Below are 16736 nucleotides of genomic sequence, written 5' to 3'. Positions count from 1 at the left end.
CGTCCAGCAGCGCCTCGTCCGCCGACCCCAGGAAGTCGAGGGACTTCCTGTCGAAGACCCAGACCGTGCGGCCGTCGCGCTCCTTGAAACTCAGGCCGATGCCGGAGCGGCCGGTGTGGTCCTTGGCGTCGGGGACGGGAGGCGGGGCGTCGCGATCAGACGGCGCCCGGCTGATCGCGGGGTGGATCGGGCGGCGGGTCCTTGCGCAGGGTGGTGGTGATGGCGTCGCCGATCTCCCGGGTGAGGGTGGGGCGTTCGCCGGTCAGGCCGAGTTCCTGGGCCAGGGTGATGGCGTGCAGGTCGACGGTGGCCTCGACGAGATCGGCGAACACCGCTGTCGCCGCGCGGCCCCGGATCCATGCCGTGGCCGCGACGACCACGGCGGCGGGCAGCGCCGGCCACCACCAGGCGCCCAACAGCAGGTACAGCGCGGCCCATCCGGCGAGCCCGAAGGCGGCGCCGTAGGCCTCGCGGGCGGCGAGGAGTTCGGCCCGGACGGCGTCGGGCACCGTCAGCCAGAGCCGGGGCCAGGCGGCGCCGAGGTCCAGATCGTAGGCGTCGTACACCCGCTGGTCGACCGCGTGGAGGCGGTCGCCGATCCAGGTGGGGCGCCGGGGGCGGACGAGGGCGATGGCGTCGCGCCGTTCGATGGCCCTGGCCAGTTCGCCGCGGGTGCCGGCCGCCTCGCATTCCGCGTCGGCCTGCCGCCAGCGGCGGACCCGGCGTCGTACGAGAAGGCGCCCGGGCCACCGGTCGCCCCGGCTGGTCCACAGGCGCTCCACGACGACGGCCGACGCTCTCGCGCACAGTCCGGCCAGTGTGGCCGCCGCCAGTACACCGGCCGCCACGAGGAGGATCGCACCGGCGTTGGAGGCTCCTGGGTGGGTGGCCAACCGGTCGACGGCGGACTGGAGTTCAGCCAGGTCCAGGGCGTGGGTGTGGCCCAGTACGACGGCGGCGGCGACAGCGGCGAGGTAGCCCACCCCGGGCAGGACGAGCAGGGCGAGCCACTTCTCGGCGGCCTTGCCGGCGAGGGCGGACAGGAAGGTGGTCACAGCCGGGACGGGCCATAGACGAAGGGACGGCCCGTCATCGCGCACACGGGGGCCTCCGGGTGCGACTCCGGGTGCGCCAACAGCTCGCAGGGGTGGGCGGCGGGGCAGTTCCACCGGTGCGCCACCGGATGGCCGGGGCTGTTCCCCGGCAGGGTCGGCATGCCCCTCGTCCCCCTGGTCACGTTGCCGAAGCCGGCCGCGGCCATCCGGTCGTCCAGGGTGTCCAGCCGGCGCTCCAGCACGGAGCGTGCCATGGGTTCGTCTCCGCGCAGCGCCGCGAGCACCGCCGCGACGAGTTCCGCCGCTCCCGCCGCACGCGCCGTCTCCTCCAGCTCGCCCGCACCCATGAATGTGCACACGCGACTGAGCCGTTCCGCGAGTTCGTCCACCGAGAGGCCCCCTGCCTTCGCGATCGCCATGTTCTTTGCATGATCCCGGAGTTGGGGACTCTACGGGGCCCCGGGATCCGGCGCATCCCGCTACGGTGGTCGGCGGTGCGGCGCCAGTGTGATGCCGGGGCGCCGCGGGGGACCAGAAGGAAGCAACTGAGCAATGAGCAAATGGAAGCGCCGCAGACTGCTCTTCATGGCGGACGTGCATGAGTGGCGGGGCACCGACCCGTCCGAAGTGCTGGCCGGGCTGCACGAACTGGCGGCCGAGGATCCGTACGATCTCGAAGTGCTGCTCGCCGCCGCGGAGTTGCTCTCCGACCGCGCCGGCCGCAGAACCGGCACGGCGCGGGAAGCGGACCTCGCGGCCTCGATCGCCCTGCTGCATCGCTGTGTTCCGCTGGTGCCGCCGGGCGACTACGACCGCTGGCGGGTCTTCAACAGTCTGGGGCAGCGGCTGTTCCTGGTCGCACAGGGCACCGACTCCCCCGAGCCCGTGGCCGAGTCGGTGCTCGCCTTCCGCGAGGCCGTGGCGGCGACGCCGCACGGCGACAGAATGCGCCAGGTGAACCAGTTCTTTCTGGCGGTCCAGCTCGGTGACCTCTTCGAGCGGAGCGGGGACCGGGACGCCCCCGTCGAGGCCGTCCAGGTGGCACGCGAGGGCTACGCCACCGTCCCGCCCGGCGACGAGCTCAGCCCCATGTTCCGGACAGTCCTGATCACCTCGCTGCGGCATCTCGCGGGCGCCACCGCACAGGTCGAACCGCTCCAGGAAGCCGTCGGCCTCGCGCGCGAGGCACTGTCCGAGGCCGGCAGCACCTCCGACCGTGCCGGGGCACAGTTCGATCTCGTACGCGCTCTGCGGGCCCTGTACGACGCGACGACCGACGCGCGACTGCTGGTCGAGGCGGTCGACCTGAGCGAACAGTGCCTCGCGGCCACACCGCGGCGCGATCCCGAGTTCGACAAGCGTCGGGCACGTCTCGCCTCCGCCGTCAGGCTGCTCGCCCAGGACCGCAGGGACCCCGACCTGATGCGTCGGGCCATCGACCTGATGCGGGCGACGATCGAGACGCCGTCGGCCGCCGACGAGCACGCCGACACTCTCATCGACCTCATTCAGTCGCTGGCTTCCCTGCACACCATGACCGACGACCCGCTCGCGCTCAGGGACGCGGAACTGACCGCCCGCACGGCCCTGGCCGCCGCGCCCGACCCCGGCCCCTGGCGCACGCAGGCTCAACTCGCCCTGGCAGAGGCCCTGTTGTACCGCTCCAGCGTGCACGCGCGCGGCACGGACGCCGTAGCACTGCACGAGGCGCTGGGGCTGTTCCAGCACGTGGCGGCTGCCACGCCGCCCGACCACGGGGAACGCGGCTATCGCCTGTGGCTTCTGGGCGTCACCCTGAACGACCTGGCCAAGCACGGCGACGGCGACACCGCCGCGTGGCGGCGCCAGGCGCGGCTTGTCTTCGCCGAGGCCGCGTCCGCCGCCGGACCGCCCATCGTACGGATCAAGAACTACCAGCAGCTGGGCGCCACGGAGGCCGCCCTCGGCGACCCGCACGCCTCACTCGCCGCCTACGAAGCCGCAGTCGCCCTGCTGCCGCAGCTCACCCCGGACTGGCTGTCCTACCGGGGCAACATCATCGGACTCAGACAGATCGAGGGACTGTCGGAAGGTGCCGCTGCCGCCGCACTGGAGCTCGGCAGACCGGAACGGGCCCTGGAACTCCTGGAGTTGTCGCGCGGAATCCTGCACGGCCGGACACTGGAGGCCCGTGACCTCAGGCTGCTGCGGCACCGGTCACCCGAGCTCCACACCGAGTTCCTGCGGCTGCGCACCGTCCTCAACTCCGGTGCTCGCGACGGGAACGACGGGATAGACGGGAACGACGAGAGCTGGGCCGACCTGATGGGCCGGATCCGGAACCTCGACGGCATGGCCGGCTTCCTGCGGGCGCCCTCCGTCCAGGCGCTGCGCCGCCATGCCGAGCAGGGTCCCGTAGTGATCGTGAATGTCTCCGGGCGCCGCTGCGACGCGCTCATTCTGCGGGCGGACGGCGAACAGCCCGTCCTGACGGTCCCGTTGACCGGCCTGACCCAAGCCGACGTCATCACCCACCTCCTGCGCCTGACCCGTGCCGTCTTCGCCGCCCCGAACGACCCGTCGCTGCTCGCCCGGCGGAACGCCCAGCGGGAGCTGGACGCGATCCTGCGCTGGCTGTGGGACCGGGTCACCTCACCCGTGCTGGACGCGCTGGGCCTCACCGCCCCGTCCTCCGACACACGGCCCCCGCCCCGCATCTGGTGGTGCCCCGTCGGCCTGATGGCGTACTTCCCGCTCCACGCGGCCGGCCGTCACGACAGCGGCGCGCAGTCCGGGAGGGCGACGGTGATGGACCGGGCCGTCTCCTCCTACACCACCACCGTGCGCGCCCTGGCCGGCCGGTTCGGTCCCCAGGCGGCCGATACGACCCCGCACACGCTGGTCGTGGCGGTGCCCGACGCGGAGAACGCCCCCTCGCTGCCGGGCGCGGCGGCGGAGGCCGCGGCGCTCGCGGAACTGCTGCCGAACTCCCTGATCCTGTCCGGCGCGCAGGCCACGTACGAGAACGTCGTCCGCGCGCTGCCCGCCCACCCCGTCGCCCATCTCTCCTGCCACGGCCTCACGTCCTGGGAGAACCCCGCCGCGGGCATGCTGCTGCTCCACGACCACCTCACCCGGCCGCTGACCGTGGAACAGCTCTCCGCCATGGAGCTGCCCTACGCGGACCTCGCCTACCTGTCCGCCTGCAGCACCTCCCACACGCACCCCGACAACGCCGACGAGGCACTGCACATCACCGGGGCCTTCCAACTCGCCGGATACCGACGCGTCATCGGCACGCTCTGGCCGGTCGACGACACCACCTCGGTGGAGATCACCCGCGCGACCTACGCCGACCTCACCCACGGCGGCAGCACCCCACCCCGCACCGAGCTGTCGGCCCGGGCCCTGCACCGCGCCGTACGCGCCCTGCGCGACCGGTATCCGGCCAGCCCCGCACTGTGGGCCGGGTATGTCCACGTCGGTCACTGAAGGCCCTTGGCGAAGACGCGTCCCGTCTCTTCGGTCCAGGTCCGCAGGCGCGACGTCCGGTCGTGTCAGGCCCGCGGTGACCGGGTCAGAGCAGCGCCTCAGGGCGGATCGGCAGGTCCGTCAGGCGTTTGCCCGTCGCGTTGAACACCGCGTTGCCGATGGCGGGCGCCACCCCGACGATGGTGATCTCGCCGAGTCCCTTCACCCCGATCGGATCGGCCTGCGGGTCCTCGGTGTTGATGAAGGCGGCGTCGAGGTCGGGGTCGTCCGCGTTCACCGGCACCAGATAGTCGGCGAGGCTCGCGTTGACGATACGGCCGTCGCGGTGGTCGGTGACGGTGCCTTCGAGGAGGGCCATGCCGATGCCGCCGACCATGCCGCCGATGGCCTGGCTGTGGGCGAGTTTGGGGCTGATCACCCGCCCCACGTCGTACGCCGCGAAGATCCGCCGTACGCGCACGAGGCCCAGCAGGGGGTCGACGGAGACCTCGGCGAAGACGGCTCCGTAGCCGTACGTGGAGATCTTCGAATCGGCGTCGCCCGGGCCCCAGTTGCCGGTGATGTCGAGGCTGGGCAGGCCGGCGCGGCGCAGGATGTCCCGGTAGCTGTCCCGGGCACCGGATGTCTCCAGTCGGCCGTCCCGCACCCGCACGTCCGCCGGATTCGCGCCGTGGAGAGGCGAGTTGGGGTCCGCCACCGCCCTGCGGATGAACTCCGCCCTCAGCGCGTTGCAGGTGGTGTGCGCGGCCGAGCCCACGCTCGCCATGGTGGTGGCCGCCGCGTGCAGGGGCGCGGTGGGGTAGCTGGAGTCGCCCAGCCGGAAGGTGACCGCCGAGGCGGGCAGCCCCAGGGCGTCCGCGGCGACCTGCATGACCGAGGTGGTGGTGCCGGGGCCCATGTCCGCGGAGGCCGCGAAGACTTCGGCGGTGCCGTCGGCGTGCATCCGGGCCCGTGCGCTGCAGTCGCGCCGGTTGTTGTGATAGCTCGCGGTGGCCATCCCCATGCCGATGAGCAGGTCGCCGTCCGTGCGCGAACCGGGCTCGGCGTGCCGCCGGGACCAGCCGAAGCGACGGGCGCCGGTCTCGTAGCACTCGCGCAACTTACGTGTGGAAAAGGGGATTCGGTTGACCTCGTCCTGGGTCGGCTCGTTGCGCAGCCTCAACTCGACCGGATCCACGGCCAGTTCGTGCGCTAGCTGGTCCATCGCGGTTTCCAGGGCGAAGTTGCCGAGCACCACGCCCGGGCCACGCATGGAGCACGGGGAGTGGACGTCGACGGGCGTGACCCGGTAGGCGGTACGGGTGTTGGGGACGCCGTAGAGGAACTGCGGGAGGTCGGTCAGGCCGTCCGTGTAGGACTGGTAGCGCGCGTTCTCGATCCGGACGTCGTAGGCGAGTGCGTTGACGCGCCCGGCCGTGCTGCTGCCGAGGGCGATCCGGTGCCGACTGGCCGGCCGGAATCCGGCGCCGTAATAGAACTGACGCCTCGTCAGCACCACCTTCACGGGCTTGCCCACCTCTCGCGCGGCGAACGCGGCCAGCCTGACGTGGTCGTAGGTCTGGATGCCGCTGCCGAAGCCTCCACCGACGAACTCGTTGTGCACGCGTACGTCGCCGACGGCGATGCCGAGCGCGCCGGCCACCGTGCGCGCGGCGCCCTGTGACCACTGGGTCTTGTCCCAGAGCGTCAGCTGTCCGCCCTGCCAGCGGGCGATGGTCGAGGGCAGTTCGATGGGGTTGTGGTTCTCGCGGGCGCTGGTGAGTTCCAGGTCCACCTTCACCTGTGCCGAGGCCAGCGCGCCCGCCGGGTCGCCGCGGCTGTAGTCGGGCTCGTCGGCGGGTGTCTGCGAGGGGATGCCGGGGGCGTCCAAGTCGGTTACCGCCGCCTGCTGTTCGTACGTCGCTTCGACCAGCGAGGCGCCGTGGGTCGCCGCCTCCAGGGTCTCCGCGACGACGACCGCGATGGGCTGGCCGTAGAAGGCGATGCGATCGACGGGGTGGGCAAGTCGCAGGCTGCCGAAGTCGGTCAGGATGTGCAGGACGCCCGGGTGGCCGAGCGCCGCGTCCACCGAGATCCGGCTCACCGTGCCGCGGGCCACCGTGCCGTTGACGATCACGCCGTACAACAGGCCCTCGACGCGGTGCTCGGCCGAGTAGGTGGCCGCGCCGGTCACCTTGCGGCGGGCGTCCACGCGGGAGAGCCGCTGCCCGACGACGGGCGTCGCCATCACTGTCCTCCGATCGTCATGAGCTGGCGGCGCACGGTCCGTTCGACCAGCTTCACCTTGAAGGCGTTCTCGGACAGCGGTACGGCACCCTCGGCCGCGAGGGCCGCGGCCTCCGTCCACGTCCGGCGCCCCGGCCGCCTGCCGACGAGCGCCTCCTCCACCTTGGGCAGCCGCCACGGCACGGTCGCCACACCACCGACGGCCACCCTGGCGCCCCGCACCACGCCGCCCCTGATGTCCAGCGCCACCGCCGCGGACGCGAGGGCGAACTCGTACGACTGCCGGTCGCGGACCTTCAGATAGCCCGAGCGGCGGGTGTGCGCTCCGGCGGGGACGGTGAGGGAGGTGATGAGTTCGCCGGACCTGAGCGAGTGCTCCTTCTGCGGGGTGTCTCCGGGGCGGAGGAAGAAGTCCTGGACGGGGATGGAGCGAGGGCCGTCGAGGCCTCGCACCTCGACCACGGCGTCCAGTGCCACGAGGGCAACTGCCAGGTCGGAGGGGTGAGTTGCCACGCAGTGGGTGCTCGCCCCCAGGATCGCCTGCATACGGTTGTCACCGCCCCGGGCGTCGCAACCCGAGCCCGGGTCACGGCGGTTGCACGCGGAGTGGACGTCCCGGAAGTACGGACAGCGGGGCCGCTGCATGATGTTGCCCCCGATGGAGGCCATGTTGCGCAACTGGGCCGAGGCACCGAGTTCGAGGGCCTGCGAGAGGACGGGGTAGGTGACGCGCACCTCCGGATGCGCGGCGAGCTCGCTCATCCGGACCAGGGAACCGACGCGCAGCCCCTGTCGGGTGACGGTGATGTCCTTGTACGGCAGCGCGTTGATGTCGACCACGTGCGCGGGGCGCTCGACGGTCTCCCTCATGAGGTCGACCAGGGTGGTCCCGCCGGCGATGTAACGGCCGTTGCCGGCACCGGCGTTGAGCGCGGCGGCGGTGGTGGAGACCCGGCTGAAGGCGAAGGGGTGCACGCGCTCACGCCTCCTTGGCCGTCTGCTCGATGGCGGAGACGATGTTCGTGTACGCCCCGCACCGGCACAGGTTGCCGCTCATCCACTCGCGGATCTCCGCCCGGGAGCCGGTGTGGCCCTCGGCGATACAGGCGACGCCCGACATGACCTGCCCCGGCGTGCAGTAGCCGCACTGGAGACCGTCGTGGTCGATGAACGCCTGTTGCAGCGGGTGCAGTTGCTCGCCACGGCCTCGGGCGAGCCCTTCGATCGTGGTGACGTTCGCGTCCTGTGCCATCACGGCGAGGATGAGACAGGAGTTCACCCTCCGGTCGTCCACGAGCACCGTGCAGGCTCCGCAGGCGCCCTGGTCGCAGCCCTTCTTCGTGCCGGGGAGGTCCAGGTGCTCGCGGAGGAGGTCGAGGAGTGAGGTGCGGTTGTCGACCTGGGCGGTGCGCTGCTCGCCGTTGACCGTCAGACGGACGGTGGAGAGCTGGTCGGCCGGCGTGGGCGTGGATGCCGATGCGGGCAGGCGATCCGAGGTCAGCAGAGGGAGGCCGGCCACCGCTGTCGACGCCGCGACGAAGGTTCGTCGCTTGAGCGTGGTTGCCTCGTCGAACGTTTCCGGCATGCGCGATGCACCCTCTCGGTCGAACCCGTGGCATGTGATGACACCCGGTGTCATCGTAACAGTGATGACACCAGGTGTCATGGATGACGAGAGCGGTGAGCAGAGGCCTGGCTGTGCCTGGCCTGCATCTGTGGCTGCGGCTTACGACTGCGGCTGTTGCTGTGGCTGACGGCTGCGACTGTTGCTGTGGCTGCGGCTTACCGCGCGAGCGGGGCCGCCACCGCGGACCTGAGCTCCGCCACGGATTCACGCAGCAGGGCGTGCAGGTCCTGTGTCTCCGGACCCTCGATCCAGCATTCGCGCGCGTCCCTCCACGCGGCGGCACCCGCGGCGGCGGTCAGGAAGGCGACCCGCCGCGCGACCCCGCGCTCGCACAACGCCTCGGTCACGGCCGCACTGGTCGCGGCGAACTTGGTCAGCTGTCGTTCCAGAAGCTCCGGGTTGGCCATGATGACGGCTCGGCGACGCCGGGCCTGCGCGTGGCCCTTGTTCACCATGTCCACGGCGGCGTCGTACCCCTCCATGACGACGGCGAGCGGCGAGCGATCGGCCGGCGCGGCGGCCATGGCGTCGACGATCACCTCGTGAATCCGGGCCGAGAGCGGGAACAGCACCTCGCGCTTGTCGGGGAAGTGACGGAAGAACGTCCGCTTGGTCAGACCGGCCCGCTCGGCGATCTCGGCGACCATGGTGTCCTCGAAGCCGCGCTCCTCGTACAGCTCGAGCGCGGCCCGCGACAGTCGGCCCGCTGCGTCCGGCATCCATCGACCCATGCCGCTCATCCTAGTGATGACACTCAATGTCATCGGATATACGGCGTGTGCGGGGGCCTGCCGGCGCGGCCAGCCGTACAGGTGGGCGCAGAAAGCCGTGCAGGTCGGCGCAGTGAGCCGTGCGGGTGGGTGACAAGCCCGTCTCCCGGGGTTGAGCCGCACCACCTGCGGGTGGGGGCCCGCGTCTTCTGGCCCCCGGCACGAAGTGGGCGTAGTGGTCCAGAGTGGTGGTCGGGCTCGAACGGCCGTCCACCTGGCAGACCCTCACCGGCATCGACTTTCCTTGGAGTTCGTTTTGGAGCACTCGGTTCGTACGGCGGCCTACCTGGATCCGAAGGGGTCCCTGGACGTCAGGGTCGATGACCTGCTGGCCCGGATGACCCTGCCGGAGAAGGTCGGGCAGTTGCTGCAACTCGACGCCCGCGGCGATCTGTTGGACATCGTCTCGGCCAAGCTGGCCGGGTCGATCCTGCACGCCTCGCCCCAGCGGATGCACGAGGCCATCGCGCTGGCCCGGCAAACCCGCCTCGGCATCCCGCTGCTCACCGCCGACGACTGCATCCACGGCCACTCCTTCTGGCCCGGCGCCACGATCTTCCCCACCCAGCTCGCCATGGCCTGCACCTGGGACCCCGCGCTGCTTGAGCGAGCCGCCCGGGCCACCGCGACCGAGGTCTCCGCGACCGGCATCCACTGGACGTTCTCCCCGGTGCTGTGCGTCACCCGCGACCTGCGCTGGGGCAGGGTGAACGAGACCTTCGGCGAAGACCCGTACCTCATCGGCGAGTTGGGGGCCGCGATGGTGGCCGGCTACCAGGGCGACGGCTTGGCCGACCCCACGGCGGTCCTCGCCTGCGCCAAGCACTTCGCCGGTTACTCCGAGACCCAGGGCGGACGGGACGCGAGCGAGGCCGACCTGACCCCGCGCAAGCTCCGGTCCTGGTTCCTGCCGCCCTTCGAACGAGCGGCCCGGGCCGGCTGCCGCACCTTCATGCTCGGCTACCAGTCCATCGACGGCGTGCCGATCACCGCCGGCAAGTGGCTGCTCAAGGACGTTCTCAAGGGTGAATGGGGCTTCACCGGAACCCTGGTGACCGACTGGGACAACGTCGGCCGGATGGTCTGGGAGCAGAAGGTGTGCGCCGACGACGTCGAGGCGGCCGTCCGCGCCGTCGACGCCGGCAACGACCTCGTCATGACCACCCCGGAGTTCTTCGATGCGGCCCAGACGGCGGTCGCCCGCGGCCTGACCGACGAGAAGCTGATCGACGAGACCGTACGACGGGTCCTGCGCCTCAAGTTTGAGCTCGGCCTCTTCGAGGACCCCCGCGCCCCCGACCCCGAACGGCAGAGCGCGGTCATCGGCTGCCGCGAGCACGCCGACCTCAACCTGGAGACCGCGCGCCGCTCGCTGGTCCTGCTGCGCAACGACGGAACCCTTCCCTTCGAGGGCGGGCTGACCGACGACGGACACGGCTGCGCCGTCAGTGCGGGCCCGCCCCGCACCATCGCCGTCATCGGCCCCAACTCCCATGACCCGCACGCCATGTTGGGCGACTGGGCCGGGGCTTCCGGCCAGGTCGACTGGATGCCGGACGGACATCCCCGCGAGCTGGTGGAGACCGTGCTCGACGGGGTGCGTGCCGTCGCCCCCGCCGACTGGACGGTCACCCACGCCCGGGGAGCCGACATCGAGGTCCTCGTCCCCGACCCCACCGGCCCCAACTGGCCCGACGGTCAGCCGAAGCCGCCCGTCTTCAGCTCCGCACCGGTCGATGAGACCCAGCTGCGGGAAGCCGTGGCCACCGCCCGGGCGGCCGACCACGCGGTGGTCGTGGTCGGCGACACCCTCGCCCTCACCGGCGAGGGCTGTTCGACCGCGACCCTGGACCTGTACGGCGGCCAGATCGCCCTCCTCGACGCGATCGCCGCCACCGGCACGCCCATGACCGTCGTCCTCGTCCAGTCCAAGCCCAGCACTCTCCCCGACTCCGCGCTCAACGCGGCGGCGCTCATCGAGGCGTTCAACCCGGGCATGCGCGGGGGCCGCGCCATCGCCGAACTCCTCCTCGGACTCGTCGAACCCAGCGGCCGGCTGCCGATCTCCTTCGCCCGCCACGTCGGACAGCAACCCGTCTACTACAACCAGGTACGCGGCCAGCACGGCACCCGCTATGCCGACCTCACCCAGGATCCGCTGTTCGCGTTCGGCGAGGGCCTCAGCTACACCACGGTCACCTACTCCGCGCTCACCCTGCGGGAGCAGGATGTGCCGGTCGACGGCACGGTCCACGCGACCGTACGCCTCACCAACACCGGCGACCGTCCCGCCCGGGAGACCGTCCAGGCGTACGTCAGCGACCTGACCACCAGCGTCACCTGGGCCGAACAGGAACTGAAGGCGTTCGTCCAGGCCGAGATCGCCCCGGGCGAGAGCGCCGACATCGCCATCGAGATCCCCGCCGCCCGCTGCTCCCTCGTCGGCGCCGACAACCGACGAGTCGTCGAACCGGGCGAGTTCGAACTGCGCGTCGGCCCCAGTTCACGACACCGGCACCACCTGACGGCACGCTTCCGGGTACAGGGCTGAAACCTTGATCATCTCTAGACCATTCCCACAGTCAGCCGTTCCACCAGGCCCGGTACTCTCGCGACGGAATTTCCCCCCACGTCGAGTTCCACCACACCACCCCATCGCGTACAGGAGCCGTCGTGGCAACGAGCACATCTCGCATACGTAGACCGAGAGCCACCGCCCTGGCGCTCACCGCCGCGGTGGCCGCCGTCACCGCTCTGGTCCCCGCGAGCCCCGCGACCGCCGCCGGATACCCGACGGTGGCCGGTCCCTGGAGCGCCGCGACCGCGCTGACCGGTGCCGACGGGCAGCAGACCCTGATCGACGTCAAGACGGCCGACGACGGCAGCACATTCGCGCTGTGGCGCGACCGGGCGGCCGACGGCACGCACTGGACCTTCGACGTCGCCGTCAAGACCGCCAAGAGCAGCACTTGGAGCGCCGCCCACACCCTGGCCACCGGCCTCGAGAGCACCTCCCCGGCGGTCCTGACCGTGACGCCCGGCGGGCAGGCCGTCGTGACCTGGGTGGAGGGCAGGTACGTGGACGACGACCTCGCCGCCGTCGCCGCCACCTGGACCCCGGCGCAGGGCGGTTGGTCGGATCCGACGCCGATCATCACCGCGGACCCGGACGACGCCTACCTCGGCCTGCCCCGGCTCGCCTCGGCGGCCGACGGCACCCTCACCGCCGTATGGGTCCAGGGCTCGTTCAACGACTACAAGGTCATGACGGCCACCCGCGCCCCGGGCGCCACCACTTGGTCCACGGCCCAGCCGCTCGCCTCGGTCACCACCGGTTCCGTCTACGACTTCGCGCTCGCCGTCGCTCCCGACGGCTCGGCCACCGCGGTGTGGGACGTCTACGACCAGGACGCCGCGGGCAACCGGAACTCCGTCCTCACCGCCACCCGTCCTACGGCGGACGGAAGTTGGAGCGAGGCGGCCGTGCTGCCCGGTGTGGGCTACACGGACGGTGACGTCCAGGTGGTGTCGGACGCCAACGGCGCCACCACGGTGCTGTGGCACGGCGCGGACGCCGCCGACGACGGATACGACCTGAGCTCGGTCACCCGGACGTCCGCCTCCGCGAGCTGGGGCGACGTACAGACCGCGGTCGCGTCGACCTTCAACTACAGCGACGGCAGCGACCCGCTCGTCGCGCCCAATGGCGACCTCACCTATGTATGGGCGGGCTGGAGCAGCGCCGACCGTGAGACGGTCGTCAAATCGGTCACCCGCTCCGCGAGCACCGGCGCCTGGTCCGCCCCGCAGACGCTGTCGACCGGTTTCGTCCCCTTCGACGTGGACGCCTCCATCGGCGCCGACGGCACCGTCCAGGTCGTCTGGCCGCAGGTGCCGAGCGTCGACAACGGCGACGTCTACTCCCTCGAGTGGGCGTTCCGCGCCGACGGCACCTGGAGCAAGGCGACCGCCCTCAGCAGCGCGCCCGCCGTCTCCGGCACGGATGCGCTGTACGGCGAGGTCGCCGCCGGTCCCGACGGCCGGGCCACCGTCCTGTCGCGCAAGGCCGTGGGCAACGGCGACTTCACGTCCCAGGTCTCGGCCCAGTGGCAGACCCTGCTGACCAAGCCGGCGATCACCTCGAAGGCCACGCTGAGCGGGACCGTCCGTACCGGCTCCACGGTGACCTGCAACGCGGCCTGGACCGGCACCGGCGCCAAGGTCGCCTGGTCCTGGCTGCGCGACGGCAAGGTCATCTCCGGTGCCACCGGCAAGACCCGCACCCTGACCGCCTCCGACTACAAGCACAAGCTGTCCTGCCGGGCCACGGTCACCAACATCGCCGGGTCGACACCCTCGACCTCCCCCGCCGTCACGGTCACGGTCGGCGCCGCCCTGAAGGTCACCAAGGCGGTCGCGATCACCGGCACGGCCAAGGTCGGCCACAGGCTCACCGCCGCCCACGGCACCTGGTCGCCGACGGCCACCTCGTACACGTACGTCTGGAAGCGCGACGGCAAGACCATCAGTCGAGCCACCAAGTCGACGTACGTACTGGTGAAGGCCGACAAGGGGCACAAGATCACCGTGAAGGTGACGGCCAAGCGGTCCGCCTGGACGAACGGTTCGGCGACGACGCACGCGGTCGTCGTGCGCTGAGGGCCGTAGGGCGGGAGGCACCCGGTCGGTGCACCGAGTGCCTCCCGTTCAGCCCTTCCTGACGTGTGGTCAGGAGAGTCCCGTCGGCCGGGGTGAAGCAGCGGGGCGTTGTCAGTGGTGGGTGGCAGCATCGGGCGTATGACGGATTCCACGGCATTCGACTGGCGGACCTTTCTCCTCAGGTGGAGCGAGGAGTGGGCGGATTCCCTGCCCGACGACGAGGCGCGGGGCGAGGCCGACGAGGCCGCGCGGCGGACGCGCCGGCTGGGCTTCCCGCCCGCCTCCGCGGAGCGGATCGCCGCCATGGAGGAGCGTCTCGGCCGCCGGATACCCCCGTCGTACCGGGAGTTCCTGGAGGTCAGCGACGGGTGGCGGCACGCGGGCGGGTTCGTGACGCTGCTGGCGGGGACCGGGGACGCGCGCTGGCACACCAACGAGTCAGGACTCGCGGACGAGTTCGAGGAGTACCTGGACGAGGACTCCTCGCCCGAGGAGCGGCGGGCGGCGGACCTCTGGCGGCGCGCGCTGCAGCTCGACGTCGAGTCCGACGTCACCTACATCCTCATGGATCCCGAGGACGTGGACGAGGACGGTGAGTGGGCCGTGTACACATGGGCGAGCTGGCGGGCCGAGCCGCCCGAACGGCACGCGAACTTCCGTGAGTTCATGCGGGCCATGCACCGCGAGTTCCACAGACTGCGGGCACACCGGAGCGACGGGGAGCCGGTGTTCGCCAACGACACGACGCGAAGGCTCGACGCCTTGATGGAAGAGGCCCGGCTGGAGGCGCTGCGCGGCGGCTGGGAGCGGGCCGCGAAGGACCTGGACGAGGCCAAGGGGTACGGCAGGGCGCGGTCGGCGGGGCTGGGTGACCAGATACGCCGACTGCTCGGACGGACCTACATGGTGTACTTCGACGGCCTGGTGACGGACCCGCGGTACGCATCCGAGCTGTTGCCGCTACTGGTCGCCGAGCACGCGGCGCACTCGTACCGGGACGACTCCACGCTGGTGTTCCAGCTGCGGGGCGCCGACGACGACCTGGTGTCACTGGCGTACGCGACGCTGGGTCAGGTGCGGGACGGCACGTACCGGTACACGGCGGCCGGACCGTTCGGGGAAGCGGTCGAGCGGGCGCGGGAGTTGACGCGGTGGGGAGACACCGACGGGGCGTGGCGGACACTGATGGCTGCCCTGCCCCTGTGGGAACCGCTGGGGCCGGACCATTTGGCGCCGCTGGGGTGGGTGGCCGACCCGGCACTCGGGCCGCTGCTGACTCCCGAGCGTGGCCGCGAGCTGCTGTCCACTCCGAGAGGCGGGCAGGCCGGCGAGACACCGAGGCCGACGGCCGGGCTCGACCCGGACGACCTCGCGTGGCTCGCGGACCCGGACCCGGGCAACAACCGCACGTCCTACCGGTTCGTCCTGGTGGAAGGCGCGGAGCCGCAGGAGTTGCCCGCACGCCTCACGGACGGGAACGCGGACGAGGCGGACGCGGACACAGATACAGATACAGATACAGATACAGACGAGATTGCGCACAGCACCGTGCTGAACGAGCCCATGACCTTCTGGGAAGCACGCCGCAGATCGGCGCACAGCCGAAGGGAGTTCTCGTCCTACGACGACCGGGCTCTCATGGCGGTCGGCCGGGCCGGCACCGGCTGGAGTTTCGCCTTCGACGGCGATCCCGCCCCGTTCGACCGGCTGCGCTTCGTCTCCCCGGCCGCGTCCGCCAGTGCGGGCGCCCGCGCGGTGGTGGTGTGGAGCGGCCTGAGGTCACAGCACGGGAAGCCGTTCTTCCACCTCTCGGTGGCACGAGACGGTGCCGAGCAGTACGCGTTCACGTACACGGACGGAGAGATCCAGCAGAGCGGGGAGATACCGCAGGCGCTGACCCCGAGCCGGTTCTTCGGTGACCTGGAGGACGCGGCCGAGGCCGAACGGCCGCTGCTGGAAGCGGTGTCCGAGGAGTTCGGTGCGTCCCTGCCGCGTCACGCCCTCATGAAGGGCCGGCTGCACACCTTCACCACCCGTTCCTGGACCCGGCCACCGAAGGACGGCGAGGGGTACCTGGTGATCCGGATGCATCCGCCGGGCACGCGCCCGGCGGAGGGGTAGGACACGGGGAGCCACCTGTGGGTCTCGCGCGGTCAGCGCACCCTGCGGAACGTCTCGCGGACGTCGCCGACGTAGGCAGGAAAACCTTGAATGGACCACAGAGTCCAACAGTACGCACCAAAAAGGGGACCGTAAAGTCCACTCTTGAGCTGGCAAGCTATCGGACTAGCGGGCCGCCGCCCCAGACCTCATCGGCTCGATCGCAGACGTGAGGGCCGCCTCCAGATAGTCGACGCGGTCCGTCATCTGCAGGAGCACCACGCCACCCTGAACAGCCGCCAGCACACTCCTCGCACAACCGACCGCCGCCCCGCGATCGGAAAGCAGCGTCCCCGTACCGCGCAGCAACGCCGCTTCCCACGTCGCGAACAGGTCCGAGACGATCGTGCGCGCCTCGGGAGAGGACTTGCCCAGCTCGGAGATGAGACTCCCCAGCGGACAGCGGCGCCCGAGCTCGCCGTAGTGCCGAAGCACCGCCTTGCGCCACGCCTGCCAGGACTCCCAGGTCGTCAGCTCGTCCAAGTAGGGTCGCTGCGCCTCAAGGACCTGGTCGGCCTCATGCCGGGCCACAGCCACGAGCATGTCGATCCGGCCGTCCGGGAAGTAGTGGAAGAGCTGGCTCTTGCTCGTCGACGTCGCGGCCCGCACGTCGTCCAGGGTCGTCTCCGCCGCACCCTTCTCCCGGATCAGCAGGGCAGCCGCAACCACGATGCGCTGCCGCGTGGCCAGGCCTTTGGCGGTCATCCCTCGGTTCATGCGTCCATCGTCCCACCCTGATGGCCCGGGAGGTCCAGCCATCGACCAGGG

The 16736-nt window shown here is 71.2% G+C and carries 11 protein-coding genes; 4 read left to right on the top strand and 7 right to left on the bottom strand.

Annotation, left to right across the window (positions count from 1 at the left end):
• Nucleotides 1-155: 155 nt before the first annotated feature.
• Together SPR02S_RS57150 and SPR02S_RS36145 are read right to left on the bottom strand one after the other, a co-directional pair.
• Complete coding sequence (locus tag SPR02S_RS57150) at nucleotides 156-1055, bottom strand: hypothetical protein (RefSeq protein WP_019061897.1); 900 nt, start codon at nucleotides 1053-1055, stop codon at nucleotides 156-158.
• Entirely contained in the window at nucleotides 1052-1474 is a 423-nt protein-coding gene (locus SPR02S_RS36145; RefSeq protein WP_019061896.1) for a hypothetical protein, read from the bottom strand. The genes SPR02S_RS57150 and SPR02S_RS36145 overlap by 4 nt, the downstream gene beginning before the upstream one ends.
• Before the next feature lie 133 nt (nucleotides 1475-1607).
• Here SPR02S_RS36145 and SPR02S_RS36140 point away from each other — a divergent pair, with 133 nt between their 5' ends.
• A complete protein-coding gene (locus tag SPR02S_RS36140) occupies nucleotides 1608-4526 on the top strand; it encodes a CHAT domain-containing protein (protein ID WP_019061895.1) in 2919 nt (972 codons plus the stop codon).
• Nucleotides 4527-4611: 85 nt separating this feature from the next.
• Here SPR02S_RS36140 and SPR02S_RS36135 read toward each other — a convergent pair whose 3' ends face one another.
• The 4 genes from SPR02S_RS36135 to SPR02S_RS36120 all read right to left on the bottom strand — a co-directional run bounded on the left by SPR02S_RS36135 (nucleotide 4612) and on the right by SPR02S_RS36120 (nucleotide 9110).
• The gene (locus SPR02S_RS36135) at nucleotides 4612-6753 is read right to left on the bottom strand and encodes a xanthine dehydrogenase family protein molybdopterin-binding subunit (RefSeq protein ID WP_019061894.1); all 2142 of its coding nucleotides are present in this window, start codon (nucleotides 6751-6753) and stop codon (nucleotides 4612-4614) included.
• Nucleotides 6753-7727, bottom strand: coding sequence for an FAD binding domain-containing protein (locus tag SPR02S_RS36130; protein ID WP_019061893.1), 975 nt, complete (start codon nucleotides 7725-7727; stop codon nucleotides 6753-6755). Before SPR02S_RS36130 ends, SPR02S_RS36135 begins: the two co-directional genes overlap by 1 nt.
• Before the next feature lie 4 nt (nucleotides 7728-7731).
• Entirely contained in the window at nucleotides 7732-8337 is a 606-nt protein-coding gene (locus SPR02S_RS36125) for a (2Fe-2S)-binding protein (protein WP_019061892.1), read from the bottom strand.
• A 197-nt stretch (nucleotides 8338-8534) separates the two neighbouring features.
• Complete coding sequence (locus SPR02S_RS36120) at nucleotides 8535-9110, bottom strand: TetR/AcrR family transcriptional regulator (protein ID WP_020684244.1); 576 nt, start codon at nucleotides 9108-9110, stop codon at nucleotides 8535-8537.
• 295 nt (nucleotides 9111-9405) lie between these two features.
• Here SPR02S_RS36120 and SPR02S_RS36115 point away from each other — a divergent pair, with 295 nt between their 5' ends.
• From SPR02S_RS36115 to SPR02S_RS36105, 3 genes are all read left to right on the top strand, one after another.
• Nucleotides 9406-11700 (top strand): exo-beta-d-1,3/1,6-glucosidase, encoded by a 2295-nt coding sequence (locus tag SPR02S_RS36115; protein ID WP_019061890.1) that lies wholly within the window; start codon nucleotides 9406-9408, stop codon nucleotides 11698-11700.
• Nucleotides 11701-11822: 122 nt separating this feature from the next.
• Nucleotides 11823-13808, top strand: a complete 1986-nt coding sequence (locus tag SPR02S_RS36110) for a hypothetical protein (protein ID WP_158697945.1) — start codon at nucleotides 11823-11825, stop codon at nucleotides 13806-13808.
• 138 nt (nucleotides 13809-13946) lie between these two features.
• Nucleotides 13947-15929 (top strand): SMI1/KNR4 family protein, encoded by a 1983-nt coding sequence (locus SPR02S_RS36105; RefSeq protein WP_019061888.1) that lies wholly within the window; start codon nucleotides 13947-13949, stop codon nucleotides 15927-15929.
• 165 nt (nucleotides 15930-16094) lie between these two features.
• On the opposite strand, the gene SPR02S_RS36100 is transcribed toward SPR02S_RS36105, so the two are convergent.
• Complete coding sequence (locus SPR02S_RS36100) at nucleotides 16095-16685, bottom strand: TetR/AcrR family transcriptional regulator (RefSeq protein WP_026151165.1); 591 nt, start codon at nucleotides 16683-16685, stop codon at nucleotides 16095-16097.
• Between the last annotated feature and the right edge of the window lie 51 nt (nucleotides 16686-16736).

It is taken from the genome of Streptomyces prunicolor NBRC 13075 (genome assembly GCF_000367365.1).
GTDB lineage: Bacteria > Actinomycetota > Actinomycetes > Streptomycetales > Streptomycetaceae > Streptomyces > Streptomyces prunicolor.
Note: the sequence above shows the minus strand (reverse complement) of the source record. Positions and strands in the feature narration are given on the sequence as shown.

Coding starts and splice junctions, on each gene's coding strand:
- SPR02S_RS36145 (WP_019061896.1), bottom strand. CDS start 1,474: ATGGCGATCGCGAAGGCAGGGGGCCTCTCGGTGGACGAACTCGCGGAA.
- SPR02S_RS36135 (WP_019061894.1), bottom strand. CDS start 6,753: ATGGCGACGCCCGTCGTCGGGCAGCGGCTCTCCCGCGTGGACGCCCGC.
- SPR02S_RS36120 (WP_020684244.1), bottom strand. CDS start 9,110: ATGGGTCGATGGATGCCGGACGCAGCGGGCCGACTGTCGCGGGCCGCG.
- SPR02S_RS36125 (WP_019061892.1), bottom strand. CDS start 8,337: ATGCCGGAAACGTTCGACGAGGCAACCACGCTCAAGCGACGAACCTTC.
- SPR02S_RS36105 (WP_019061888.1), top strand. CDS start 13,947: ATGACGGATTCCACGGCATTCGACTGGCGGACCTTTCTCCTCAGGTGG.
- SPR02S_RS36140 (WP_019061895.1), top strand. CDS start 1,608: ATGAGCAAATGGAAGCGCCGCAGACTGCTCTTCATGGCGGACGTGCAT.
- SPR02S_RS36100 (WP_026151165.1), bottom strand. CDS start 16,685: ATGAACCGAGGGATGACCGCCAAAGGCCTGGCCACGCGGCAGCGCATC.